General features: G+C 73.9%; 21 protein-coding genes. 10 read left to right on the top strand and 11 right to left on the bottom strand.

All coding sequences use genetic code 11. The features are described from left to right. The first annotated feature begins 123 nt into the window (after positions 1 to 123). The 8 genes from mtrA (at position 124) to secA (ending at position 11,786) form a co-directional block, all read left to right on the top strand. Entirely contained in the window at positions 124 to 840 is a 717-nt protein-coding gene (mtrA, locus tag E8D37_RS05365) for an MtrAB system response regulator MtrA (protein ID WP_136568726.1), read from the top strand. A gap of 3 nt (positions 841 to 843) precedes the next feature. Beyond that, on the top strand, positions 844 to 2,469 hold the full coding sequence (mtrB, locus tag E8D37_RS05360; protein WP_136568725.1) for an MtrAB system histidine kinase MtrB: 1,626 nt from the start codon (positions 844 to 846) through the stop codon (positions 2,467 to 2,469). Then, positions 2,466 to 4,226, top strand: a complete 1,761-nt coding sequence (locus E8D37_RS05355) for an LpqB family beta-propeller domain-containing protein (RefSeq protein ID WP_136568724.1) — start codon at positions 2,466 to 2,468, stop codon at positions 4,224 to 4,226. Before mtrB ends, E8D37_RS05355 begins: the two co-directional genes overlap by 4 nt. Before the next feature lie 138 nt (positions 4,227 to 4,364). Beyond that, a complete protein-coding gene (locus tag E8D37_RS05350) occupies positions 4,365 to 5,144 on the top strand; it encodes a phosphoribosyltransferase family protein (protein ID WP_240770204.1) in 780 nt (259 codons plus the stop codon). Between the two features lie 519 nt (positions 5,145 to 5,663). Continuing rightward, positions 5,664 to 6,302, top strand: a complete 639-nt coding sequence (raiA, locus tag E8D37_RS05345; protein ID WP_136568722.1) for a ribosome-associated translation inhibitor RaiA — start codon at positions 5,664 to 5,666, stop codon at positions 6,300 to 6,302. A 217-nt stretch (positions 6,303 to 6,519) separates the two neighbouring features. Then, on the top strand, positions 6,520 to 7,203 hold the full coding sequence (locus E8D37_RS05340; protein WP_168929629.1) for a response regulator transcription factor: 684 nt from the start codon (positions 6,520 to 6,522) through the stop codon (positions 7,201 to 7,203). A gap of 319 nt (positions 7,204 to 7,522) precedes the next feature. Then, positions 7,523 to 8,791, top strand: a complete 1,269-nt coding sequence (locus E8D37_RS05335) for a crosslink repair DNA glycosylase YcaQ family protein (protein ID WP_240770203.1) — start codon at positions 7,523 to 7,525, stop codon at positions 8,789 to 8,791. Positions 8,792 to 8,993: 202 nt separating this feature from the next. Next, positions 8,994 to 11,786 (top strand): preprotein translocase subunit SecA, encoded by a 2,793-nt coding sequence (secA, locus tag E8D37_RS05330; protein WP_136568720.1) that lies wholly within the window; start codon positions 8,994 to 8,996, stop codon positions 11,784 to 11,786. Here the strand turns inward: secA and E8D37_RS05325 are convergent. The 4 genes from E8D37_RS05325 to E8D37_RS05310 all read right to left on the bottom strand — a co-directional run bounded on the left by E8D37_RS05325 (position 11,764) and on the right by E8D37_RS05310 (position 15,553). Beyond that, positions 11,764 to 12,693 (bottom strand): lysylphosphatidylglycerol synthase domain-containing protein, encoded by a 930-nt coding sequence (locus E8D37_RS05325; protein ID WP_136568719.1) that lies wholly within the window; start codon positions 12,691 to 12,693, stop codon positions 11,764 to 11,766. The two genes, secA and E8D37_RS05325, sit on opposite strands and share 23 nt — an antisense overlap. Next, positions 12,690 to 13,718 (bottom strand): glycosyltransferase family 2 protein, encoded by a 1,029-nt coding sequence (locus E8D37_RS05320; protein WP_168929628.1) that lies wholly within the window; start codon positions 13,716 to 13,718, stop codon positions 12,690 to 12,692. The genes E8D37_RS05325 and E8D37_RS05320 overlap by 4 nt, the downstream gene beginning before the upstream one ends. 121 nt (positions 13,719 to 13,839) lie before the next feature. Then, positions 13,840 to 14,673: an Rv3235 family protein gene (locus tag E8D37_RS05315; RefSeq protein WP_136568717.1), complete on the bottom strand. Its 834-nt coding sequence runs from the start codon at positions 14,671 to 14,673 to the stop codon at positions 13,840 to 13,842. Positions 14,674 to 14,779: 106 nt separating this feature from the next. Beyond that, the gene (locus tag E8D37_RS05310) at positions 14,780 to 15,553 is read right to left on the bottom strand and encodes a LysM domain-containing protein (protein WP_136568716.1); all 774 of its coding nucleotides are present in this window, start codon (positions 15,551 to 15,553) and stop codon (positions 14,780 to 14,782) included. Between the two features lie 221 nt (positions 15,554 to 15,774). Here E8D37_RS05310 and E8D37_RS05305 point away from each other — a divergent pair, with 221 nt between their 5' ends. Beyond that, a complete protein-coding gene (locus E8D37_RS05305) occupies positions 15,775 to 16,314 on the top strand; it encodes a hypothetical protein (RefSeq protein WP_136568715.1) in 540 nt (179 codons plus the stop codon). Positions 16,315 to 16,384: 70 nt separating this feature from the next. Here the strand turns inward: E8D37_RS05305 and E8D37_RS05300 are convergent, their stop codons facing one another. From E8D37_RS05300 to E8D37_RS05285, 4 genes are all read right to left on the bottom strand, one after another. Beyond that, a complete protein-coding gene (locus E8D37_RS05300) occupies positions 16,385 to 16,741 on the bottom strand; it encodes a sec-independent translocase (protein ID WP_240770202.1) in 357 nt (118 codons plus the stop codon). Between the two features lie 23 nt (positions 16,742 to 16,764). Further along, positions 16,765 to 17,964: a P-loop NTPase gene (locus tag E8D37_RS05295; protein WP_168929627.1), complete on the bottom strand. Its 1,200-nt coding sequence runs from the start codon at positions 17,962 to 17,964 to the stop codon at positions 16,765 to 16,767. Positions 17,965 to 18,008: 44 nt separating this feature from the next. After that, positions 18,009 to 18,608: a DUF1003 domain-containing protein gene (locus tag E8D37_RS05290; protein ID WP_240770245.1), complete on the bottom strand. Its 600-nt coding sequence runs from the start codon at positions 18,606 to 18,608 to the stop codon at positions 18,009 to 18,011. 85 nt (positions 18,609 to 18,693) lie between these two features. After that, positions 18,694 to 19,986: a CBS domain-containing protein gene (locus E8D37_RS05285; protein ID WP_136568713.1), complete on the bottom strand. Its 1,293-nt coding sequence runs from the start codon at positions 19,984 to 19,986 to the stop codon at positions 18,694 to 18,696. Between the two features lie 270 nt (positions 19,987 to 20,256). Here E8D37_RS05285 and E8D37_RS05280 point away from each other — a divergent pair, with 270 nt between their 5' ends. Continuing rightward, on the top strand, positions 20,257 to 21,453 hold the full coding sequence (locus E8D37_RS05280) for an acyl-CoA dehydrogenase family protein (RefSeq protein ID WP_136568712.1): 1,197 nt from the start codon (positions 20,257 to 20,259) through the stop codon (positions 21,451 to 21,453). A gap of 103 nt (positions 21,454 to 21,556) precedes the next feature. Here the strand turns inward: E8D37_RS05280 and E8D37_RS05275 are convergent, their stop codons facing one another. From E8D37_RS05275 to E8D37_RS05265, 3 genes are all read right to left on the bottom strand, one after another. Continuing rightward, on the bottom strand, positions 21,557 to 22,735 hold the full coding sequence (locus E8D37_RS05275; RefSeq protein WP_136568711.1) for a hypothetical protein: 1,179 nt from the start codon (positions 22,733 to 22,735) through the stop codon (positions 21,557 to 21,559). Between the two features lie 69 nt (positions 22,736 to 22,804). Continuing rightward, positions 22,805 to 23,878, bottom strand: coding sequence for a hypothetical protein (locus E8D37_RS05270; RefSeq protein ID WP_136568710.1), 1,074 nt, complete (start codon positions 23,876 to 23,878; stop codon positions 22,805 to 22,807). 28 nt (positions 23,879 to 23,906) lie between these two features. After that, positions 23,907 to 25,079: a hypothetical protein gene (locus E8D37_RS05265; protein WP_136568709.1), complete on the bottom strand. Its 1,173-nt coding sequence runs from the start codon at positions 25,077 to 25,079 to the stop codon at positions 23,907 to 23,909. Positions 25,080 to 25,095: the final 16 nt, after the last annotated feature.

The following is a 25,095-nucleotide window of genomic DNA, read 5'->3' as shown; positions in this document are numbered from 1 at the left end:
CCTTCCCGACCGGACCAGTCTGTTGTTCGCCCCCGGTGTGGTCCGCACCCACGGGGAGCGGGGGTACGCTGTGGCGCTGTACCCGGGGGTAGGAGTGGGCCTGCCGGGCGGACGAGGGAGATCATGACCGAGGCATTCACCGGCTCGAACGACCTGGCCACCAAGGGCCGGGTCCTCGTCGTCGACGACGACGCCTCGCTGGCGGAGATGCTCACCATCGTCCTGCGCCAGGAGGGCTTCGAGAGCCACATGTGCACGCGCGGGGACGAGGCCCTCGAGGCCTTCCGCGAGCACCGGCCCGACGTCGTCCTGCTCGACCTCATGCTCCCCGGCAAGGACGGCATCGACGTCTGCAAGGAGATCCGGGCCGAGTCCGGCGTCCCCATCGTCATGCTCACCGCCAAGGGCGACACCGTCGACGTGGTGGTCGGCCTGGAGTCCGGTGCCGACGACTACGTCGTCAAGCCCTTCAAGCCCAAGGAGCTCGTGGCCCGCATCCGGGCGCGCGTGCGCCGCTTCGACGCCACCACCCAGGCCGAGAACCTCGTCGTGGGCGACCTCGTCATCGACGTCGCCGGTCACCGGGTCAGCCGGGCGGGGGAGCAGATCAGCCTCACCCCGCTCGAGTTCGACCTGCTCGTCTGCCTCGCGCGCAAGCCGTGGCAGGTCTTCAGCCGCGAGGTCCTGCTCGAGCAGGTCTGGGGCTACCGGCACTCCGCCGACACGCGGCTGGTCAACGTGCACGTCCAGCGACTGCGCTCCAAGGTCGAGCACGACCCGGAGAACCCGGAGATCATCGTGACCGTGCGCGGGGTCGGCTACAAGGCCGGCAACCTCTAGCCCGTGGAGGCCGCCGCCCCCGTCCCGCTCAGGCACCGGCTGCGGCGGGTGCTCACGTTCTGGCGCCGGTCCATCTCGGCGCGCGTGGTCGGCGGGACGGTGGTGCTCACCGTCGTGGTCGTGGGCGTCGTCGGCTGGTTCCTGCTCCAGCAGACGCGCGAGGGCCTGCTCGAGCACCGGATCGACGCGGTGGTCGTCGAGGCCGCCGACGAGGCCGACGACGCCCGCAACCGGCTCGACTCGGCCTCGCTGTCCGAGATCGACGCGGCCCAGCAGCAGCGGGAGCTGGTGGAGCCGATCATCCAGCGGGGCCTCGCCCGCGACTTCTACGTCGTGCTCGCCGCCTCCGACGACGCCAGCGGCTCGGACCCCTCCGGCGGCGCGGCCTACACGCTCGGGCTCGACCGCGACTCCGTCCCCTCCTCGCTCGTGGCGCACTTCGCCCAGTCCGCCGAGCCCGCGTGGACCTACACCACGATCCGCACCGAGGCCGCCGACGGCACCGTGACCAGCGAGCCGGGCATCGTCGTCGGCAACCAGCTCACGCTCCCGGCGGACGGCCGCAGCTACACGCTCTACCTGCTCTTCCCGACCAGCGAGGACGCCGAGACGCTGGCGCTGGTCTCCCGCGCGCTGCTCACGGCCTCGATCCTCCTCGTCGTCCTCGTCGCGGGCGTGACCTGGCTGGTGACGCGGCAGGTGGTGACCCCGGTCCGCCTGGCCCGCCAGGTCGCCGAGCGGCTGGCCGCCGGCCGGCTCCAGGAGCGGCTCGTGGTCTCCGGCGAGGACGACCTGGCCCGCCTGGCGGGGTCGTTCAACCAGATGGCCGCGAGCCTCCAGCGGCAGATCCGCCAGCTGGAGGAGCTGAGCCGGGTGCAGCGCCGGTTCGTCTCGGACGTCTCCCACGAGCTGCGCACCCCGCTCACCACCGTCCGCATGGCCGGCGACGTCCTCCACGACGCCCGGGACTCCTTCGACCCGGTCACCGCCCGCTCCGCGGAGCTGCTGCAGACCGAGCTCGACCGCTTCGAGTCCCTGCTCGCCGACCTGCTGGAGATCAGCCGCTTCGACGCCGGGGCCGCGGTCCTGGACCTCGACGAGGTCGACCTGGCCGACGTGTGCCACCGGGTCGTCGGGTCGACGCGGGCGCTGGCCGAGCAGCGCAGCGTGCAGGTCGTCGTCCGGCCGATGGGCGGATCCGGGCTGGTGGAGGCGGACGTGCGGCGCGTCGAGCGGGTCGTGCGCAACCTCGTCAGCAACGCCATCGACCACGCCGGGCCGCGCTCGGCCGGCGGGCCGGTGGTCGTCGAGCTCCGGGTCGCCGGGGACGAGCACGCCGGCGCCATCGCCGTCCGCGACTACGGCGTCGGGCTGGCCCCGGGGGAGTCCGCCCGGGTCTTCGACCGCTTCTGGCGGGCCGACCCCGCCCGGGCGCGCACGTCCGGCGGCACCGGCCTCGGCCTGGCCATCTCGCTGGAGGACGCCCACCTGCACGGCGGGTGGCTCCAGGCGTGGGGCCGCCCCGGCCAGGGGGCGCAGTTCCGCCTGACGCTGCCCCGACGCACCGGCGAGCCGCTGCGGCGCAGCCCGCTCCCGCTCGTGCCCGACGACGCCCTGGAGCGCGCATGAGTGGCCCGGGGGGAGTCCCGCTGCACCGCCGCACCGCCCTCGCGGCCGTGCTGGGCGGGCTGGGCCTGGCCGCCAGCGGTTGCCTGAGCATGCCCGAGTCGGGTCCGGTGGTGGAGGCGGACGGGGGCTCGACGAGCGAGGCCGACCCCGGCACGGTGGCCGCCATCGACGCCCGCGGCCCGGAGGACGGGCAGAGCCCGTCGGAGGTCGTCCAGGGCTTCCTCGACGCCATGCAGGCCTTCCCGAGCGAGCTGGCGACCGCCAAGCTCTTCCTCGACCCCGACGTCCGCTCCACCTGGAACCCGGAGCGGACGATCGTCTACGCCGAGGCCTCGCCCCCGGCCGGCGGCACCTACCACCAGCGGGTCGTGCTCACCGGGGCCGAGGAGCTCGACGCCCGCGGGGCGTGGCAGGGCCGGCTCACCGGGACGGACGCCGTCCTGGACCTCGACCTGCGGGAGGTCGACGGGCAGTACCGCATCGTCGACCCGCCCGACGCGCTCGTGGTGCCGGAGGAGTGGTTCTCCCAGCGGTACGAGCAGGTCTCGCTGTACTTCCTCGACAGCACCGGCACGGACCTGGTGCCGGAGCCGGTCTACGTGAGCACGGACGAGAAGCTGGCGACCGCGCTCGTCTCCGGCCTCCTGGCGGGGCCCGGCAAGGCCCTGACCGGGGTGGTCCAGTCGATGTTCCCGGAGGGCCTGCGGGTCGACCTGTCGGTGCCGGTCAGCGACGGCGTCGCCGCCGTCTCGCTCGTCGGTGACCCGTTGGCCCTCGGGGACGAGGACGTGCAGCGGCTGCTCTCGCAGCTGTCCTGGACGCTCGGGCAGGGCAGCAGCATCCAGGCGTTCACGCTCACCGTGGGCGGGGTCGCGGTGCGCAGCGTCGGTGGGGCGGAGCAGATCCCGGTCAGCTCCCCGCAGGCCGACGACCCGGGCTACGAGCGCACCGGGAGCACCCTGTTCGGGCTGCGCGACGGCCTCGTGGTGGCCGGCTCGCCCGGTGACCTGGGGGCGGTCGACGGACCTTGGGGGGCGACCCCCGCCGACGTCCGCGAGATCGCGGTCAGCCTGGACGGGCTGACGGTCGCCGGGGTCTCCTCGGGCGGCACGGCGCTGCGCAGCGCCCCGCTCCAGCAGGCCGGCGTCACGCGGACGCTGCTCACGGGCACCGACCTGCACGACCCGCACTGGGACCGGCTGGGTCGCCTGTGGGTCGTCGACTCCACCACCGCGGGCGCCGTCGTGCGGTGGCACCGTTCCGGCGTCACCGGCACCCTCGAGGTGCCAGGCGTGAGCGGGCAGGACGTCGGTGGGCTGCTGGTCTCGCGCGACGGGACGCGGCTGCTGGCCGTCGTCCACGGTTCCCGCCGGGACCGGCTGGTGCTCGCGCGGGTCCGCAGCAGCGCCGGCGGGCGGCCGCGCGCGGCGGTCGCGGTGAGCGACCTCCAGGGCGACCCGGGGGACCTGCCCTCGCGCCTGCGGGACGTGGCCTGGACCTCCGAGACGTCCCTGACCGTCCTCGGGCGTCCCGTCGCCGGCTCGTCGTCCCTGGTCTCGCTCGGGGTGGACGGCTCGCCGGTCTCGGTGTCGGGGGTGACGACCGCGATCTCGGGCTCCCGCTCGTTGCTCGGCTCGTCCGTCGACGGTGCCGGGGTCTACGCGGTGACCCGGACCGGCCTCGCCGACCTGTCGGTGCCGGCCCGCTCGCCGCGCACCAGCCTCGACGGCGCGACCGCCCTCACCTACGCCGGCTGAGCCGGCTGGCGTCCACAGGGGGTTCCTGCGGCGCGGGTCTCCCCAGGCCCGCGTCTCCCGCGCCGGGGCGTCGTCGACCGCGGCCAGGGTGGGCGCATGAGCGTGGGTGCAGGCGTGGGTGCAGGCGTGGGTGCAGGCGTGGGTGCAGGCGGGTGGTTCGCCGAGGCGGGGGCGGACCTGCTGCGCGGGGGGCGCTGCCTCGGCTGCGAGCGGCCGGGGCTCGTGTGGTGCCGGGGTTGCGACGCAGCGCTGCTGGCCTCCGGGCACGGCCCCCCGCTCCTGCCCGGGTGCCGGGTGCCGGCCACGGCCCATCCCGTGGCCGGCCTGCGCGCCGGGGCCGCCTACGCCGCCCCGGTCTCCGCGCTCGTCGTGGGCCACAAGGAGCGGGGCCTCGCGGGCGCGCTGCCGCCGTTGGCGACGCTGCTGGCCGCGGCGGTGCTCGCGGTGCCCGGTGTGGGACACGCCGGCCGGCCGGGGGAGAGGCGGCTGCCGCTGCTGCTGGTGCCGGTGCCCTCGCGTCCGGACGCCGTCCGGGCGCGGGGCCGGGACGCGGGGCGGGCGCTGGCCCGCGCGGCGGCCGCCCTGCTGCGCGCGGCCGGCACCCCGGCGTCCGTGGTGCCCCTGCTGGCGACCCGGCCGGGCCTGCGGGACCAGGGCGGCCTGGACGCGGCGGCGCGGGCCGTGAACCTCGCCGGCGGGCTGCGGTGCCCCAGCCACCGGCTGCGGGCGGCCGCGGTACGCCGTCCCCGGGTGGCGGGCGTGGTGGTGGTCGACGACGTGGTGACGACGGGTGCCACCCTCGTGGAGGCGACGCGCGTGCTCGCGGCGTCCGGACTCCCCGGCCTGGGCTGCGCGACTGCGGCGGCCACGCTCAGGACGGCCGTCCTCCGGGCCTCCACGGACGAGCCTGCCCGGTGAGCCCCGGGCGTTCCTCGGGTCCCGGGCCGTCTCGCCGCTCGGACCAGGGACCTTGTGTCCCTTCCGTGGGCAGGGCTGGGGACCTATCGTCTTGTCATGGAGTCCGCCCGGGTCCGTGGTTGCGCCACCGAGGTGCGCCGGCAAGCCCGGGCACCACGGCAGCAAGCCGATGCCAGTCGCAGGCGAAACGGCCCACGTAACCGCCGAGAGGCGGGATCACGGTGCGGCTTAGACGTAAGCCCTGCCCCGGTCCGGGCGTCAGATGCGCCCTCCGCCGGGAGAAGGTCAGTAGTGGCAGAGAAGCTGCGAGAGCCTCAGCAGGCGACTGTGGGGACGAAGACCAGGTCGGCCGGGCGGACTCCCCTGAGCCCCCGTACCTCCGAGCCGGGGCCCGGTGCCTCGTGCCGGGCGGACGGGTCCGTGGCACAGGGCGCACCACGCGCCCAGGAGGTGCCGCGGGACACCTGAGGAAACCAACGGCGCACCCATCCCCGCGGGTGCGCGCTGAGGAGGTTCACCATGGAAATCGTCGTCACCGGTCGACACTGCGAGGTCAAGGAGGCGTTCCGCACGCACGTGGCCGAGAAGCTGGCCAAGCTCGAGAAGCACGACCATCGCATCATCCGCGTGCACGTCGAGGTCGACTGCGAGCCCAACCCGCGCCAGATCGACCGCGCCGTCCACGTCGAGCTCACCGCGTTCTCCAAGGGGCCGGTCATCCGGGCCGAGGCCGCGGCCGACGACAAGATGGGAGCCCTGGACCTCGCCATCGACAAGATGGCCGCCCAGATGCGCCGCGCCTCCGACCGTCGCCGCGTCCACCGCGGCCGCCGCGCCCCCGTCTCCGTGGGTCAGGCCACCGCCGGCCTGCCGACCGGCCTGCCCGAGGGCCTGCTCGACGGCTCGCTCGCCGTCGACGAGACCGAGGAGACCCGGAACGTGGGTCCGATCGAGGTCACCGGCGACGGTCCGCTCGTCGTCCGCGAGAAGTCGCACCCGGCCAGCCCGATGACGCTGGACCAGGCGCTGTACGAGATGGAGCTCGTCGGGCACGACTTCTTCCTCTTCGTGGACAAGGAGTCCGAGCGGCCCAGCGTGGTCTACCGCCGTAAGGGCTACGACTACGGCGTGATCTCCCTCGACCTCGGCGAGGAGTGAGAGCAGGGCGACCCCGTCGACGAGCCGGGGTCGCCCGTCCCCCCAGGCGCTCTGAGACAGACACCATCAGCACCACCCGTCCCGCCCGTCGCGGGACGCCAGGAGGGGGCTGGCCCGACCGGGCCAGCCCCCTCCGCACGTTCGGACCAGCCATTTCGGGGCGCCACCTCCCCCGGAAGAGGGCCGTGGGAGGGCCCGTTCGTGCCATGATGCGCCCGTGAGCCAGGCACTCGACGCCCCCGAGACCGAACCGGTGCGCGTGCTGGTCGTGGACGACCAGGAGCTGTTCCGGCGCGGCCTCACGATGCTGCTCGGCGTCGAGGACGGCATCGAGGTCGTCGGCGAGGCAGGCGACGGTGTGGAGGGCACCACCCTCGCCGCGTCCACCGCCCCCGACGTCGTGCTGCTCGACATCCGGATGCCGCGACGCACCGGCATCGAGGCCTGCGTCGCCATCAAGGAGGCGGTCCCCACCGCCCGGATCGTCATGCTCACCGTCTCCGACGAGGAGGCCGACCTCTACGAGGCGGTCAAGAGCGGCGCCTCCGGCTACCTGCTCAAGGACTCCTCCATCGAGGAGGTCGCCCAGGCCGTCCGCGTCGTCGCCGACGGCCAGTCCCTCATCAGCCCCTCCATGGCCGTCAAGCTCATCGACGAGTTCAAGCAGATGAGCAAGCCCGAGCGCGAGCACGTGCCCGGCCTCCGGCTCACCGAGCGCGAGCTCGAGGTCCTCCGGCTCGTCGCCACCGGCAAGAACAACCGCGAGATCGCCAAGGACCTGTTCATCTCCGAGAACACCGTCAAGAACCACGTCCGCAACATCCTCGAGAAGCTCCAGCTGCACTCGCGGATGGAGGCCGTGATGTACGCGGTGCGGGAGAAGCTGCTCGACCTGCCGTGACACCGGCGCCCTCCCCTTGATGGCGCCCTCCGGGCGCGTGTTCTCGGGCTCGTACCCCCTGCTCTTCGCTCCTCGGCTCGGCACCGACGCTCGCAGGCTCGCGGTCGGCACCTCGCCTCCTTCGCTGCAGAGCAGGGGCGCCCTCGAACGAGGGACGTGGCCTCAAGACACGCGCTTCCTGGCCGGCACGAGCGTCCGCAGGCTCGCGGTCGGCACCTCGCCTCGTTCGCTGCAGAGCAGGGGCGCGCGCGGACGTCTCGGACCGACTGCCCTGGTGGGCGGGGTGGTGGCTGTCGGCGGGGGTGGGCATGATCCGTCCGTGCCCACCACCCAGTCACTGAGCCGAGCCCAGGCGCGGCGGGTCGCGCTCGCGGCGCAGGGGTTCTGCGACGCCCCGCACGCCACGCCGACGATGAGGACGCTCGTGCGGACCGTCGAGCACACCGGGGTCCTGCAGGTGGACTCGGTCAACGTCCTCCAGCGGGCGCACTACCTGCCGCTCTACTCCCGGATGGGCTCCTACGACCCGGCGCTGCTGGTGCGGGCGTCCTCGCAACGCCCGCGGCGGCTGGTGGAGTACTGGGCGCACGTCCAGGCGCTCATGCCGGTCGAGCTGTGGCCCGTGATGGCCCACCGGATGGCGCAGTACCGCGCCTCCCGGGGCAAGTGGTGGCGCGACGTCCCGGACGAGCTGGTCGACCGGGTGCGGGCCGAGGTCGCGGCGTCCGGCCGACCGGTGACGGCGCGGGCGCTCGAGCCGCGGATGGGCGGGGGAGCCCGCAACCGCGACCACTGGGGCTGGAACTGGTCCGAGGCGCGCAAGGCGCTCGACTACCTCTACATGGGCGGCGAGCTGGCCATCGCCGGCCGCACCGCCCAGTTCGAGGTCCTCTACGACCTGCCCGAGCGCGTCCTGCCCGCCCACGTCCTGGCCCTGCCGGTGCCGACGCCCGCGGAGGCGGCGCGCGAGCTCGTGCTGCGCGCGGCCCGCTCCCACGGGGTCGCGACGGTCTCCGACCTGGCCGACTACTACCGGATGCGCTCCACCCGCGGGGGAGTGGAGGCCGCCGAGGGGCCCGGGGCGATGCCGCCCGCGACGGACGTCGTGGCCGGCCTGGTCGCCGAGGGCGAGCTGGAGGAGGTGACGGTCGAGGGCTGGACGCGCCCCGGCTACCGCTGGGCCGGCGCCCGCCTGCCCCGGCGGGTGCGGGCCGCGACCCTGCTCAGCCCGTTCGACCCGGTCGTGTGGGAGCGGGACCGGGCCCTGCGGCTCTTCGACTTCCACTACCGCATCGAGATCTACACGCCGGCCGACAAGCGCGTGCACGGCTACTACGTGTTGCCGTTCCTCCTCGACGACGAGCTGGTCGCGCGCGTCGACCTCAAGGCCGACCGTCGCGCGGAGGGCGGGCTGCTGCTCGTCCGCTCCGCGTGGGCCGAGGACGGCGCCCCCGCGGCCACCGCCCCGGCACTGGCCGCCGAGCTGCGACGCGTGGCCGACTGGCTCGGCCTCGCCGACGTCCTCGTCGAGCCGCGCGGCGACCTCGCCCCGGCCCTCTCCGCCGTGCTGTCCGCCGGTGCCTGCTGAGGCGGCGGACGCGAGGACCTGAGCGGCCTCCTGAGGCCCCGTCAGGAACTCGTGACGTCGGATCGGGCCCGCCGTCTGGGGCGGGCTCACCCGGCTGGGTAGCATGGCCGACGCCGTCCTGCGCCCCCGCCCGGGGGAGGCGGGTCGCGCCGCCGCCGGGGTGCCCGCCCCGGTCGACACCAGCTGAGGAGTTACGACCGCCGTGCCGATTCTCGACAAGATCCTGCGGATGGGCGAGGGCAAGATCCTGCGCCGCCTCGAGGCCGTGGCGAAGGGCGTCAACGCCATCGAGGACGACTTCGTCGCGATGAGCGACGAGGAGCTCCAGGGCATGACCGAGGAGTTCAAGAAGCGGCTCGCGGACGGCGAGACGCTCGACTCCCTCATGCCCGAGGCCTTCGCGGTGGTCCGCGAGGCGGCCAAGCGCGTCCTGGGCATGCGCCCCTTCGACGTCCAGCTCATGGGCGGCGCCGCCCTGCACCTCGGCAACATCGCCGAGATGAAGACCGGTGAGGGCAAGACGCTCGTCGCGACGCTGCCGGCCTACCTCAACGCGCTCACGGGCAAGGGCGTCCACGTCGTCACGGTCAACGACTACCTGGCCAAGTACCAGTCCGAGCAGATGGGCCGTGTGCACACGTTCCTCGGCCTCACCGTCGGCGTGATCCTCCCGTCGATGACGCCGGCCCAGCGCCGCGAGGCCTACGCCTGCGACATCACCTACGCCACCAACAACGAGCTCGGCTTCGACTACCTGCGCGACAACATGGCCACCACGCTGGCCGACTGCGTCCAGCGCGGCCACTACTTCGCCGTCGTCGACGAGGTCGACTCGATCCTCATCGACGAGGCCCGCACGCCGCTCATCATCTCCGGCCCCACCCAGGACGAGGTGAAGTGGTACGGGGAGTTCGCCAAGATCGTGCGCCGCCTCGTCATCGACGAGGACTACGAGGTCGACGAGAAGAAGCGCACCATCTCCGTCCTCGAGCCGGGCATCACGAAGGTCGAGGACCACCTCGGCATCGAGAACCTCTACGAGGCCGCGAACACCCCCTTGATCTCGTTCCTCAACAACGCGATCAAGGCCAAGGAGCTGTTCCGCAACGACAAGGAGTACGTCGTCATGGACGGCGAGGTGCTCATCGTCGACGAGCACACCGGCCGCATCCTCGCCGGCCGCCGCTACAACGAGGGCCTGCACCAGGCCATCGAGGCCAAGGAGGGCGTGACCGTCCGCGAGGAGTACCAGACCCTCGCGACGGTGACGCTGCAGAACTTCTTCCGCCTCTACGAGAAGCTCTCCGGCATGACCGGCACGGCCATGACCGAGGCCTCCGAGTTCGACAAGATCTACGGCCTCGGCGTCGTCCCGATCCCGACGAACCGGCCCATGCAGCGCATCGACCAGCCCGACCTCGTCTACCGCACGGAGGAGGCGAAGTACGAGGCGGTCGCCGAGGACATCGCCGAGCGCCACGAGCACGGCCAGCCCGTGCTCGTCGGCACCGTGAGCGTCGAGAAGTCGGTGCTCCTGTCCGACCTGCTCAAGCGCAAGGGCGTGAAGCACAACGTCCTCAACGCCAAGATGCACGCCGACGAGGCGAAGATCGTCGCGCTCGCCGGCCACCGGGGCGCCGTCACCGTGGCCACCAACATGGCCGGTCGCGGCACCGACATCATGCTCGGTGGCTCCGTGGACTTCCTCGCGGACGCCGACCTGCGCAAGCGTGGCCTCGAGCCGCTCGGCGAGACCGCGGAGGAGTACCAGGCCGCCTGGCCGGACACGGTCGAGAAGATCAAGAAGCAGGTCGCCGAGGAGCACGACGAGGTCAAGGAGCTCGGCGGCCTCTACGTCGTCGGCACCGAGCGTCACGAGTCGCGCCGCATCGACAACCAGCTGCGCGGTCGTTCCGGCCGCCAGGGCGACCCGGGCGAGTCCCGCTTCTACCTGTCGCTGCAGGACGAGTTGATGCGCCTGTTCAAGTCCGACTGGGTCGACCGCGTCCTGACCGCGCTCAAGATCCCGGACGACGTCCCGATCGAGAACAAGCGCGTCACCAGCGCCATCGCCAACGCGCAGGGACAGGTCGAGGGCCAGAACTTCGAGTCCCGCAAGAACGTCCTCAAGTACGACGACGTGATGGACCGCCAGCGCAAGGTCATCTACGCCGAGCGTCGCGAGGTGCTCGAGGGCGCCGACCTGCGCGAGCAGGTGCGCAACTTCATCGACGACGTCGTCGCCGGCTACGTGAAGGGTCACGGCGGCGAGTTCGCCGAGGAGTGGGACCTGCCGCGGCTCACCGAGGAGCTGCGGGGCGTGTACCCGATCGAGGTCGACCTCGAGGCGCTCGCCGAGGAGAAGGGTGGCCAGGCCAACCTCGACCCCGACGAGGTCATCGAGGTCCTGCGCAAGGACGCCCACATCGCCTACGACGAGCGCGAGGCGGAGATCGGCGAGGACGTCGCGCGCGAGCTCGAGCGCCAGGTGCTGCTCTCCGTGCTCGACCGCAAGTGGCGCGAGCACCTCTACGAGATGGACTACCTGCGCGAGGGCATCTACCTGCGCGCGTACTCGCAGCGCGACCCGCTGGTGGAGTACCAGCGCGAGGGCTTCGACATGTTCGGCGCCATGATGGACGGGATCAAGGAGGAGGCCGTCGGCCTGCTCTTCACCCTCGAGGTAGAGGTCTCCGAGGACGAGGAGGAGGCGGCCGAGGAGGACGTGCTCGTCATCGACCCGAGCCTGCGCTCGCCCGTCAAGCCCCACCTCGACGTCAAGGGCCTGGTCAAGCCGTCCGAGCCCACGAACCTCACCTACTCCGCGCCCGACGAGGCCGGCGAGGCCGAGGTCGTCCGGGAGGCGCAGGCCGAGGACCCCTACGCCGGCACCGGGCGCAACGCCAAGTGCCCCTGCGGCTCGGGCAAGAAGTTCAAGCAGTGCCACGGGTCCGCGGGCGGGCCCACGGGCCTCACGACGCGCGCGGGCGGCTGAGCCGCGAGGCGGCGGCCGGGTAGCCGGCCGCCCACAGCGTGGCCAGCGCGGCGGCGGCGAAGTCGGCCGCCGTCTGGAGGACGCGCGTGACGAGGGCGATCGCGGTCGCGTGCCCGACCCCCACCGCAGGGGCGAGCAGCGCGACGAGCGCGAGCTCGCGCGCGCCCACGCCGGCGGGAGCCACCACCACCAGGACGCCGACCACGTAGGCGGCGGCGAAGGCCGCGGTCGCGAGGCCGAGCAGGGCCCAGCCCGGTTCCGGTGCGAGGACCACCACGGACCCCGCGTAGCAGAGCCACGTCCCGGACATCCGGGCGACGAGGAGCAGGGCCCCGACCCAGGTGAGTCGCAGCGCGTCGTCGCCGTGGGCGAGGCGGGTGCCCAGGGCGCCCACCACCGGCGGGCTGAGCACGAGCAGGCAGCCGACGGCGCCGAGGGCACCCAGCGGGCCCGGCACCGGCAGGTCCGCCGCACCGGTGGCCAGGAGGGCGCCCGCCAGCAGCCCGGCCGTCGCCAGGTTGACGACGAGGAACAGCAGCCCGGTGGCGACGGTCGTGCGCACCGGCACCCGGTGCGGTCGGGTGAGCTCGGCGTGCGCGCCCAGCGACCACACCGAGCCGGGGAGGTACTTCCCGAGCTGGCCGACGAAGAAGATGCGGCTGCCCTCGCGGGTCGTCAACCGGTGCCCGTAGGCAGCCAGGAGGCGCAGCCACGTGCCGGCGGTGAGCCAGAGGCCGCCCGCCACGAGCAGGCCGGCCAGCAGCAGGTCGCCCGTCGAGACGCCGAGCACCGCCGACGCGACCTCGTGCAGGCGTCCGCGCATGCCCACCACGGCGCACACGAGCACGGCGGCGAGGAAGAGGGCTCGGACGGCCCACCGCGCCGTCGGCCCCAGGGAGCGGCTCACGCCTCGCGGTCCGCGACGGCCCCCGCCAGGGGACGCACCGGGGTGCGGAGGCCCGGGTCGCGGGGTGCGGCGGGGCGTGGGGAGGCCCCGCGGCGGCTCGCGCTCGAGGACGACCGGGCGGCCGTGCGTCCTTCCAGGTCGCGCGCGTGCACGACGAGCTCGGCCAGCACCCCGAAGAGCGCCAGCTGCACCCCCACGACCAGGAGCAGCCCCGCGAGCAGGAGCCCGCGGTCCTCGCCGGGGGCGTCCGCCCCCAGCCCCAGGTGCAGGACGCCGAGCAGCCCGACGAGACCGCACCCGGCACCGAGCGCGCCGGCCAGGTGGGCGGGGCGGTGCTCGAGACCCAGCAGGAACCGGGTGGTCACCAGGTCGGGGACCCCGCGCCACGCCCCGGTCCAGGGGTGGCTGTTGCGGCCGTGCAGTCGGGGCCGGTGATCGATGGGGACGCGCGCGACGCGCTGCCCCAGACCGTGCGCGAGCACGCCGAGGTAGCGGTGCCGTTCCCCGGCCAGGAGCGGTGCCAGCGCGGCGGCCGCGCGGTCCGTCATCGCGGTGAACGCCGATCCGGCGTCCGCGTCGGGCACCCCCGAGACGAGGGCGGCCGCGCGCGCCTGCCACCGCACGACCCGGCGTCGCACGGGGCCGTCCGAGGTGCCCCGACGGACGCCCGTGACGACGTCGGCACCGTGCTCGAGGGCAGCCAGGAGCAGCTCGAGGTCGGCCGGGTCGTCCTGGCCGTCGGCGTCCATCGTGACCACCGTCGTGGCGCCGAGCGCCAACGCGTGGGCCAGGCCCTCGCGCAGCGCCACGGCCTTGCCGCTGTGCAGCCCGAGGGTCCGTAGCTCGACGCAGGGGAGGTCCATCATCAGCTCGCCGACCGTCGCTGAGGTGCGGTCGGAGGACCCGTCGTCCACGACCAGCACGCGTCCGTCGGGATCGAGGCTGGTGACCTCGCCGACGAGCGGCGGCAGGAGCTCGCGCAGGTTCTCGGCCTCGTTGAGGGCCGGCACGACGACCCAGAGCACGGCGTCTCCTTCCGGTCGGGACACAGGGGGTCACCGCGGATCGTGGGGCGTGGACCTGAACCCCGCGTGACCTGGCAGTGGCCGGGCAGCGAGGATCTCGCGTCCGGTGGCACGGCGGGCCTCACGCGAAGTCCAGCGCCGTGAGCAGCCACCGGTCCGGCGGGAGGGAGACGCGGCGCTCGAACCGGGCGGCGACGGCCCGGGAGCGGTGGCCGTGCCGGACCCGCACGGCCAGCTCCAGCACGCCGGGCGTCGGGTAGCCGCCACGGGCGCTGAGCACCTGCGGGCGCGGCGTGAGGGCGCGGGCGTGGTCCCGGTCCAGCTGTGCCCCGACCAGCTGGGCGCGACGTACCAGGTCCGCGTGCACCTGGGCGGTGGACCACCGCAGCAGCTGGGCGGCCGGGCGGCTGCCGTGGACGATCTCGACCGCCGCCTGCACCACGCGGCGGCCCCAGTCCTCGCAGCCGGCGACGCCCTCGGGGAACGGCAGCACGGCGGCCTCCCCGGAGACGGTGTCGGTCCGTGCGGTGGCCCGCAGCGGGGGCGGCGGCTCGTGCCGGGCCACCTCGTCGGGCTCGTAGCCGGCTGCCGGCACCGGGGGCCGGGAGCCGAGGTCGAGGGAGAGGACGCCCTGCGCCGCGCCGTCGCTGCCCTGGTCCCCGTAGCCCTGGTCCCCGTAGCCCGCGCGCCAGCGGGCGTGCTCGACGGCGGCCCGGGCCTCGCGACGGACCCTGGCCCGGTGCAGGACCGCCTCCTGGGCCCGCTGCTCGTCGCGGGCCAGCGAGGCCAGCAGGAACGCCTCGAGCGGCCCGGGGACGTAGCCGTCCTCCGGTTCGTGCGCCGCACGGCGGGAGCGGCGACCCGGGGGCGACACCGGTGCGGGGCCGACGTCGGCCTGGTGGCGGTAGGCGTGATCGGGGCGTGCGTGGTCGAGGGCGTGCGGCAGTGCGGTCATGTCGACTCCGAGAAGGTCGTGACGGTCGAGGGCCGGGGAGCAGGGAGCAGGGAGCAGAGAGCGGGGGCGGGGAGGTGCGGCGGGGGAGGACCGTGGAGCCGTCGGCTCAGCGGGGGAGCACCAGCACCTGGCCGGGGAGCACCAGGTCGGGGTCGTCCCCGACCACGGCGCGGTTGGCCGCGTGCAGTCGCCGGACGTAGGCGGCGACGTCGGCGTCGTCGGGGCGGGCCCCGTCCGTGGCCCGCAGGTGGCGCTCGGCCACGTCCCACAGGCACTCGCCGGGCCGGACGCGGTGCACGCCCTGCCGGGCACGGGCTGCCGGCGCCGTGGAGTCCTCGTCGGCGTGCGCTCGCCGCCGGTGCACAGCGCTCGTGGGTCGCTCGGGCAGCGGGAGCCCGGCGAGATCCGCGGCGCGGCCACCCGCGGTGTCGGCCGCGCCCCGCTGCGACCCGTCCACCGTGCCGACACCGTGAGCGGCCCAGACGGCGGTCACCGCGGTCGTGGCCTGCCGGTCCAGCCCCTCGGCCCCCGCGGGGCCACCCAGGACGGTGAGGCCCAGGGCGCCCGCGACCGCGAGGCCACAGGCGCGCAGGACCAGCCTCTGGAGCCCCGCCGGCGCGGTGCGCCGCAGGGGACCCGGGGCTTCCGCGCTCGCGCGGCCCCGGACGGCGTCGAGCACGACCGCGACGGTGACGGCCCAGGCCCACACGGCGCACCCGAGGAGCGCGAGCGTGCAGCCCTGGACGAGGAGACCGGCGAAACCCGGTTCGGGCGGCGTCAGCGCACCCGGGCCGAGCAGCCGGACCAACCCGGTGGTGAGGGCGGTGGCGCCGACGAGCACCGCCAGGCAGCGGGGCAGCGGCGCGCGGTCGTGAGGCATCCCGAGACCCCGATCCTTGCGTTTGCGTGCGTTTGCCTCATGAAACGTCGATGTGCGGACGCATGCAACCGACAATCCACAGGAACGTGGGCTCAGGAACGGATCTGGACCTGAATGAGTGTCAGAACAAGCAAACGAACGCAAACAAGGTCAAACGAAACACCTGAGGCGTGTGGGACGACCGCGAGCGCGCGGTGGGCGGGGTGTGCCACAGTGGCCGCATGTCCTGGGAGGAGCAGCTGTTCTCGCTGCTGGACGACCTGGAGTCCCAGGCCGAGGCCGCCTGGGCGGCCGAGCGGGGCGCCGAGCTCGAGGACCGGGCGCGCGCCGAGTACGCCACCGTCAGCCTCGCCGCGCGGCTCATGGCCAGCGTCGGGCAGGAGGTGTCACTGCGAGTGAGCGGCGTGGGGCGACTGCGTGGCCGCCTCGACCGGGTCGCCGACGGCTGGCTGGTCCTCGCCGGGGCCGCGCAGGACTGGGTCGTCCGCACCGACGCCCTGCTCGGGGTCGACGGCGCGTCCGCCCGGGCCGTGCCCGCGGTGGCGTGGCCGGCCGTGGCCCGGCTGGGCCTGGGATCGGCCCTGCGTCGACTCGCCGACGCGCGAGAGCAGTGCGTGCTGCACCTGGTCGACGGCTCACGTCACGAGGGCGTGGTGCTCCGTGTCGGGGGTGACTTCGTCGAGCTCGCCGAGGGCGAGCCCCCGCGCGGGCTGCTGGTGCCGTGGGCGGCGCTGGCAGCCCTCAGCTCGCGCGAGGTCTGAGCAGGCCCAGAGCACGCCCCGAGCAGGCCTCGAGCAAGCTCCGGGCAGGCCGGTGCGGGCGCCCGCAGGATCAGGTCGCCTCGTCGTCGAACGGCGGGACCTCGCCGTCCTCGAGAACGTCCGGCTCGTCGTCCTCGTCCTCGTCCTCGTCGTCGTCCTCGAGCGCCTCGAGGATGTGCTTGCGGACGATCTGCCGGGGGTCGAGGTCCTTGAGCTCGAGGTCGGCGTACTCCGGCCCGAGCTCGTCGCGGAGCTCGTCGCGGGCCTGGTTGGCGAAGCGGCGGGCGATCTTCACCCACTGCGCCGCCTGGCGCGCCAGCTCGGGGAGCTTGTCGGGGCCGAAGACCAGGATCGCGACGACGGCGATGACCGCCATCTCGGGCAGACCGATGTCGAGGATCATCGGGACGGGGGACCAGCCGGGCACGAGGGCAGCCTAGGGCTCGGTACCTAGAACTTGTTCTGGGGTGTCAGCCCCAGCTGCATGCCCGCGAGACCTCGGCCACGTCCGGCGAGGCGCGCGGCCACGTCGGTGAGCACCCGCGCACCCGGGGCGGACGGGTCCGCCTCGACCACCGGGGTGCCCTCGTCGCCGCCCGTGCGGAGCACGGTGTCGAGCGGGATCTCGCCCAGGACGGGGACGTCGTAGCCGAACCGCTCCGAGAGCGTGGCCGCCACCCGGGTGCCGCCGCCGGTGCCGAAGACGTCCAGGCGGTGGTCCTTGCCCTCCGCGGCGCAGTGCGGGCACGGGAACCAGCTCATGTTCTCCACGACGCCCACGACGCGCTGGTGCATCATCGAGGCCATCGTGCCGGCGCGCTCGGCGACCTCGGCGGCGGCCTCCTGCGGCGTGGTGACGACGACGACCTCGGCACCGGGCAGGTGCTGCCCGAGCGAGATGGCGATGTCGCCGGTGCCGGGCGGGAGGTCGAGCAGCAGCACGTCCAGGTCGCCCCAGTAGACGTCGGCGAGCATCTGCACGAGCGCGCGGTCGAGCATGGGGCCGCGCCAGGCGACCACCTGGTCACGGCGCGGCTTGAGCATGCCGATGGAGATGACCGAGACGCCCGAGGAGGTCGGGACGGGCATGATCAGGTCGTCCACCTGGGTGGGCCGGTGGTCGGCCACGCCCAGCATCGCCGGCACGGAGTGGCCGTAGATGTCGGCGTCCACGAGCCCGACCTTGAGGCCCTGGCGGGCCATGGCGACGGCCAGGTTGACCGTGACCGTGGACTTGCCGACGCCGCCCTTGCCGGAGGCGATCGCGAAGACCTTGGTGAGGTTTCCCGGCTGCGCGAAGGGGATCTCGCGGGCGGCGGTGCCGTCGCTGAGCACCTCCTTGAGGGCCGCGCGGTCCTCGTCGGTCATGACCCCGAGGGTGAGGTCGATGCCGCTCACCCCGGCCACGCCGCTCACGGCAGCCTTGACGTCGCGGTCGATCGTGTCCTTCAGCGGACACCCGGCCACCGTCAGCAGGACGGTCAGCGAGACCGCCCCGTCCTCGGTCACCGTGACGTCGCGCACCATGCCCAGCTCGGTGATGGGGCGCTTGATCTCGGGGTCGTTCACCCGGGCCAGCGCGGCCTGGACCTGCTCCAGCGAGACACTCACGGTCAGTGAGTCTAGGAGCGCCGTCCGCGGACGCCGCATCGGGGCGTGCCCCGCGGACGGTGGCCGCTCGCGGGGGCCCTGGCTCAGGGACGCCGGCGGGGCGCCGGGGCCTTGGGCGGACGGACCGGCCGGGACCGGTCGCCGTCGGCCTCGCCGTCCGGCTCGTCGTCCTCGTCCCGCTCGGCCCACTGCTCCTCGAGCTCGGCGAGCAGCGCGCGCAGCTCGGAGCGGACGAAGTCACGGGTGGCGACCTCGCCCAGACCCATGCGCAGGCTCGCGACCTCGCGGGAGAGGAACTCCATGTCGGCGTGGGCTCGCGCGTCGGCCTGCCGGTCCTGCTCGGCGACCACCCGGTCCCGGGCCTCCTGGCGGTTCTGCGCGAGCAGGATCAGGGGCGCGGCGTAGGAGGCCTGGAGGCTGAGCATGAGGGTGAGGAAGATGAACGGGTAGCCGTCGAAGTGCCAGCCGGTCGGGGTGAGCGCGTTCCACACGACCCAGATGACGACGAAGCCGGTCATCCACAGCAGGAACTGCGCGGTGCCCATGAAACGGGCGAACTGCTCGGCGAACGTCCCGAACGTGTCGGAGTCGTAGGCGGGGCGCCGCACGAGGTGGCGGCGGGTGTCGCGCGGGGTGTCCAGGCGAGGGGAGTCGGCCCGGTCGGGGCGGGTGTCGCGGCGCACCGGGGGCCGCGCGTCGCGCTCGCGGGTCTCCCGGGCCTCGACGCGGCGGGCGAGCCGCTCGCGCATCGTCTCGCGGGGTCGCTCGTCAGCCACGGGCCGCACCTCCCCGCGGGGTGGGCGCCTGCGGCACGACGGAGCGGCGCGGGGCCGCGTCGCGCCAGCCCTCGGGCAGCAGGTGGTCGAGCAGGTCGTCGACGGTGACCGCGCCGAGCAGGTGGCCGCTCTCGTCCACCACGGCGGCGGCCACGAGGTTGTAGGTGGCCAGGTACGCGGCGACCTCGTCCTTGGACGCCTCGGGACGCAGCGGCTCCATGGTGTCGTCCAGGGCGCCCGCCACCAGGGTGGAGGGGGGCTCGCGCAGCAGCCGCTGGATGTGGGCGACGCCCAGGAACCGCCCGGTGGGGGTCTCCAGCGGCTGGCGGCACACGTAGACCTGGGAGGCCAGGGACGGGGTGAGGTCCGGGCGACGCACGTGCGCCAGCGCCTCGGCGATCGTGGCGTCCGGCGGCAGGATGACCGGCTCCGGCGTCATCATCGCGCCGGCGGTGTCCTCCACGTAGGACATCAGCCGCTTGACGTCCTCGGCCTCCTCCGGCTCCATGAGGTCCAGCAGGGCGGCCGCGGTGTCCGGCGGGAGCTCGGCGATGAGGTCGGCGGCGTCGTCCGGGCTCATCTCCTCCAGGACGTCGGCGGCCCGCTCCTCCTCGAGGGCGGAGAGGATCTCGACCTGGTCGTCCTCGGACAGCTCCTCCAGGACGTCGGCGAGCCGCTCGTCGTCCAGGGCGCTCACGACGGCGGTGCGCCGCTCGGCCGGGAGCTCGTGGATCATCGTGGCCGCGTCGGCCGGGCGCATCTCGTTGAGCGCGTGCAGGAGGTGCGTGGCGCCCTGCGCGGCCTCGCGCCGGCTGAGCCCCTCGACGTCGCGCCACTCCACGACGTGCGTCTGCCCCCGGCGGCGCAGGCCCTTGCCCGGCTCCTGGAGGGCGATGCGGGAGACGACCCAGTCGCGGTTGCGGGCCTGCTCCATGCCCACGTCGTAGACGACGCCCGAGATCCCGTTCTCCTTGATGGTGACGGTCCGGTCGAGCATCTGGCCGATGACGAGCGTCTCGGTGGAGCGCTGCTCGAAGCGGCGCATGTTGAGCAGGCCCGTGGTGTACACCTGGCCCGCGTCGATGTTCGTCACCCGGGTCATGGGCACGAAGATCCGGCGCCTCCCGAAGACCTCGAGCACGAGGCCCAGGACGCGGGGCTGGTGGTCCTCCGAGCGCACGGCCGCGACGAGGTCGCGGACCTTGCCGACCTGCTCGCCCTGCGGGTCGAAGACCGGCAGACCCACGAGCCTGGCGACGAAGACTCGGGACGGGGAGGAGCTCACAGGGTCACGCTAGCGCCCGCGTCCCCCACCCGTTCGTCGTGCCCGCCCGTCATGGGCCCCTCGTGTGCGCCGCGTGCGGTGATCGCCTCCCCACCCGCGACCCGCGTGACCTGCGTCACCGCGAGGCCGGTACCCGGCGTAACGCGCCGGTAATACTGTCGGGCTCCGACCGACGTTCCGCCGTCGGCGCACGCGTCCACCCAGGAGCAGGCAGACCACGCCGGGCACCGGGGGGCGACGGACGCCGCCGCACACCGTGGAGGATGAGCCATGCGTCTCTGCTCGACCGAGGGCCTCACCGAGGACCAGACCGAGATCCTGAAGGCCGTGCGGGCCTTCGTGGAGAAGGAGATCATCCCGGTCGCCAACGACCTGGAGCACGCCGACGAGTACCCCGCCGAGATCGTCGAGGGCCTCAAGGAGCTCGGGGTCTTCGGGCTGATGATCCCCGAGGAGTACGGCGGGCTCGGGGAGTCGCTCCTCACCTACGCGCTGTGCGTGGAGGAGATCGCGCGCGGCTGGATGAGCGTCTCCGGCGTCATCAACACCCACTTCATCGTGGCCTACATGCTGATGCAGCACGGCACCGAGGAGCAGAAGCAGAAGTACCTGCCCCGGATGGCCACCGGCGAGGTGCGCGGCGCCTTCTCGATGTCCGAGCCGGGCCTCGGGTCCGACGTCTCGGCCATCTCCACCAAGGCCACGAAGCTGGACGACGGGTCCTACTCGATCACCGGCCAGAAGATGTGGCTCACCAACGGCGGCACGTCCACCCTCATCGCGGTGCTCACCAAGACCGACGAGGGCGCCGACTCGGTGTACCGCAACATGACGACCTTCCTGGTGGAGAAGGAGCCCGGCTTCGGCGAGACCGCCCCCGGCCTCACCATCCCCGGCAAGATCGACAAGATGGGCTACAAGGGCGTCGACACCACCGAGGCGGTCTTCAACGACCACCGCATCGGCGCCGGTCAGATCCTCGGCGGCGAGCCCGGCAAGGGCTTCTACCAGATGATGGACGGCGTGGAGGTGGGCCGCGTCAACGTGGCCGCCCGGGCCTGCGGCATCGCGTGGCGCGCGTTCGAGCTCGCCATCGCCTACGCCCAGCAGCGCGAGACCTTCGGCAAGCCGATCGCCCAGCACCAGGCCATCCAGTTCCGCCTCGCGGAGATGGCGACGAAGGTCGAGGCGGCGCACTCGATGATGGTGCGCGCCGGGCGACTCAAGGACACCGGCAAGCGCATGGACGTCGAGGCCGGCATGGCCAAGATGCTCGCCAGCGAGTACTGCAACGAGGTGGTGGAGGCGTCCTTCCGCATCCACGGCGGCTACGGCTACTCCAAGGAGTACGAGATCGAGCGGCTCTACCGCGAGAGCGCGTTCATGCTGATCGGCGAGGGCACCAGCGACATCCAGAAGATGATCATCGGCCGGGCGCTGCTCAAGGACTACGCGCAGCCGCGCTGACGTCGCCCGACAGCACGCAGGAACGGCACGCAGGAACGACACAGCCCCCGCCCGGTCCCGGGCGGGGGCTGTGGTGCTCGGTGGGGCCTCTCGAGGCGGCCCGTCAGTCGTCGGAGGCGTCCTCGGAGCCCGCCTGGGCGCCCTGGCCGCGGCGGCCCCGGCCACCACCCTGGCCGCCACCCTGACCACCGCCCTGGCCGCGGCCCATGCCGCCACCCTTGCCGACCCGCTTCTTCCCGGGCTCCCATGGGTGGGTGCCGCCGTCGCCGGTGCGTCGCGCCTCCGGCAGGTAGGCGTCCTCGCCCTCGCGCAGCAGGACGTCGAGCGCGTGCACCGCGGCGTCGAGGACGGCGGCGTCGGAGACGGCCGAGGGCTCGATGCCGTCGGTGTCGACCGGGGTCAGCTCGGCCAGGTCGCCGACGACGCGGACGCCCGACTTCCGCACGAGCTCGATCTCCTTCTCGGTGCGGCGGCGCAGCCACGCCGGCACGGCGAAGCCGAGCTTGGCCTCCTCGCGGGCGTGCGCCCCGAGGGTGTGCTTCGAAAGCGCCTTGTACCGGTGGCGGTACTGGTCGCGGGTGAGGTCCTCGGTGCGCTCGTTGAGCAGCCGCATGAGCAGCGTGGAGTGCAGGCCGAGCGAGGTGTTGCTCCGCGCCGGCGGCGCGAAGTCGCCCGGGGCGATGCCGGCGACCTCGCTGAAGCGGTCCCACAGCACGGTCTGCGGGGCGCCCGGCTGGGGGATCGTGATGACGGTGACGTTCGCGGCGCCCAGGCCCTCGGCCCAGCGGGCCACCGCGCGGCCGAAGCCCTGCTGGCGCCAGAACTGCGCGCCGGCCTCCGTCGGCTTCGGGCCCCGGGCGGAGATCGCCTCCAGGTACTCGGTCCAGCCCCAGGAGCGGCGGTTCTTGATGGTCTCCTGCCACATGGCGGGGATGCCGCGGCCCAGGTCGCGGATGGTGATGACGGCCTGGACGTCGCAGCCGGGGAGCTCGTCGCGCAGGCGGCGGATGAGCTCGACCTTGGCCGGGCCGAGGTACTCCATCGAGACGACGCTGGTGCCGTCGTGCTCGAGGATGCGGTCCCGCAGCTTCTCCCAGGCGCCCGGGAAGCGCTGGAGGGGCAGCTCGAGGAACTCCGAGACTCCGCGGGTCTGCACCGCCCACGGGGTGGGGAACAGGACGCCCTGCTCGAGCAGCAGCTCGTGGTTGGCCTCCATCAGCGACTGGAGGTACGTCGTCCCCGACTTCATCAGGCCGACGTGCAGGACCACCCGCTTGCCCATGGACTTCCCTTCGTACGAGGCCGGACCAGGCGCCCGGCTCGGGGCGCATTCTGGCACACGGCCAGGCCGTCAGGGTTGCCGCGGATACAGGTCGTCTCGCAGCTCCGGCCAGGCGTGGACGCCCTCCTCGCCGGTCCGCTCCGAGGGCGGCCGCAGGGCGTCGTCCCCCTCGCGCAGCAGCTGCTCCAGGGCGCGGAGGGCGGCGTCGAAGAGGTCCTCCGTCGGCAGCGTCTCCGGGTCGCTGCCGACGGTGTCGACCGGGGTGAGCTCGTCGAGGTCGCCGACCAGGCGGACGCCGGACCCGGCGAGCGCGGAGACCTCGGCGCGCGAGCGCTCGGCGAGCCAGTCGGGGACGACGAACCCGATCCGGGGCTCGCTGTCGCGGTCCGCGCCCAGCGTGTACTTGGCCAGCGCCTTGAACCGGTGCAGGTACTGCTCGCTGCCGAGGTCGCCGGACCGCTCGTTGAGCAGCCGCATGAGGCGGGCCGAGGCGCCACCGAGGGACTCGTTCGCGCGCGGGGGCCGGCGCCACGGGGCGTCCGCCAGGCCCACGGCCTCGCGGAACCTGGCCCAGAGGAGGTCCGGGTCGGCGCCGGGCGGTGGCACGGTGACGACGGTGACGCGGTCGCCTCCCAGCACCTGGGCCCAGCGCGCCGCGATGGTCGCGAAGGAGCAGCGACGCCAGAAGTGGCGACCCGGGCCCGGCCCGTCGTCACCCCGCCGGACCCCCTCGACGTACTCGGACCACGTCCAGGTGCGCCGGTTCTTGCAGGTCTCCTGCCACAGGGCCGGGACGCTGCGGCCGAGGTCGCGGACCGTGAGGACGGCCTCGGTCCGTGCGCCGCCCAGGTCGGCGACGAGCCGCCGGACGCGGGCCGGCCCCAGGTTGGCGAGGAACTCCATGGACAGCAGCACCGTGCCCGGGTGCGCCCGCACGTCGGCGCAGAGCGCCTCCCAGTCGCCCGGGCGGGAGTGGGGCAGCCCGAGGAAGTCGTTCACCGCCCGCAGCTGCGCGTCCCACGTCGGCCCGGGGAAGAGCACGCCCTGGTCGGCCAGCAGGTCGCTGCTGGCCTCCATCAGCCCCTGGAGGTAGGTCGTGCCGGACTTCATCAGCCCGACGTGGAGCACGATGCGCTCGGCCACGGTCGGCTCGTCTCTCCCGCGGTGGGGCTCAGCCCCGGCGCAGCCGGCGGCCGACGGCGCTGCGCAGCCGACGGTGCAGCGGCCGGCGCTGCGCGGGGGCGGAGGCCTGCGCCAGCTGACGCTCGAGCGCCTCGACGCGGCCGCGCAGCCGCGCCCGCTGCGCGAGCAGGGTCGCGATCTCGTCCCGCTGGTGCCGGTCGTGGACGACCATCCTCGCGAGCCCGCCGACGGCCACGGAGGCCACCTCGTCCTCGGTGACGTCGTCCGCGGTGCGCCCGGCCGGAGGTGTCGGGTCGACGAGGAGGTCGTCCAGGTCGCCGACGACGTCGTAGCCGCGGGACCGGAGCTCCTCGGTCATCTCCGCCGCCCGCCGGACGAGGAAGGCGTGGGCGTCGGGCCCGATGACGAAGGGGGTCCGGCTCCCGGCTGGGCCGAGGACGTCGCGGGTCAGGAAGCCCTTGGTGAGCCGGCGCATCGTCAGCCCGTGCTCATCGGCCGGGATCGCGAGCTGCACCCGGCGCATCACCTCGGCGCCGCCCATGTCGAGGGAGGTGTTCGGGTTGTCCGAGACGTGGTCGAGGCCCTCGCTGCTCACGCCCATGAGGCCCAGGAACTCGCGCCACAGCCAGTCCGAGGGAGCCTTCTTGGGGACGACGACCACGTGCACCCGCTCCGCGGGCAGGCCCTGCGTCCACCGCGCGAGGAGGCGGGGGGCGTCGTGGAAGGTCCAGAACTTCTCGTCCGGGTCGGCCTCGATGGCCGCGGCGTACTCCGCGAGCGTGGCCGTGGTGCCGGACTTCACCACCTCCTGCCAGTGCGAGGGGAGCTGCCGTCCGAGGTCGCGCATGGTGAGCACGACGTGCACCTCGTCGGCGACCTTCTCGAGGTCCGCGAGGGCGCCGGCGGCCTGCTCCGGGGTCGCGGGCGAGAACAGCTCGTGGCCGATGAAGCCGTCGCCGTCGAACTCGCGCACCTGCTCGAGGAGCCGCTCCCACGTGCCGAGCTCGGCCGGGGTGAGCTCGTCGATGACCTCCTGGCGCCCGCAGACCAGCGCCGAGGAGTGGAAGTGGCGCAGGAGCCGCTCGCCGGGCAGCAGCAGGCCACGCTCCAGCAGCGCCGCGCGGTGCTTCCACATGAGGGACTGGAGGAACGTCGTCCCCGACTTCATCGTCCCCACGTGCAGGAACACCCGCTTGGCCACGTCGCCGCCTCCGCCT

Origin of the sequence: Nocardioides sp. GY 10127 (assembly GCF_004919085.1) — a bacterium.
Lineage (GTDB): Bacteria > Actinomycetota > Actinomycetes > Propionibacteriales > Nocardioidaceae > Nocardioides.
Note: the sequence above shows the minus strand (reverse complement) of the source record. Positions and strands in the feature narration are given on the sequence as shown.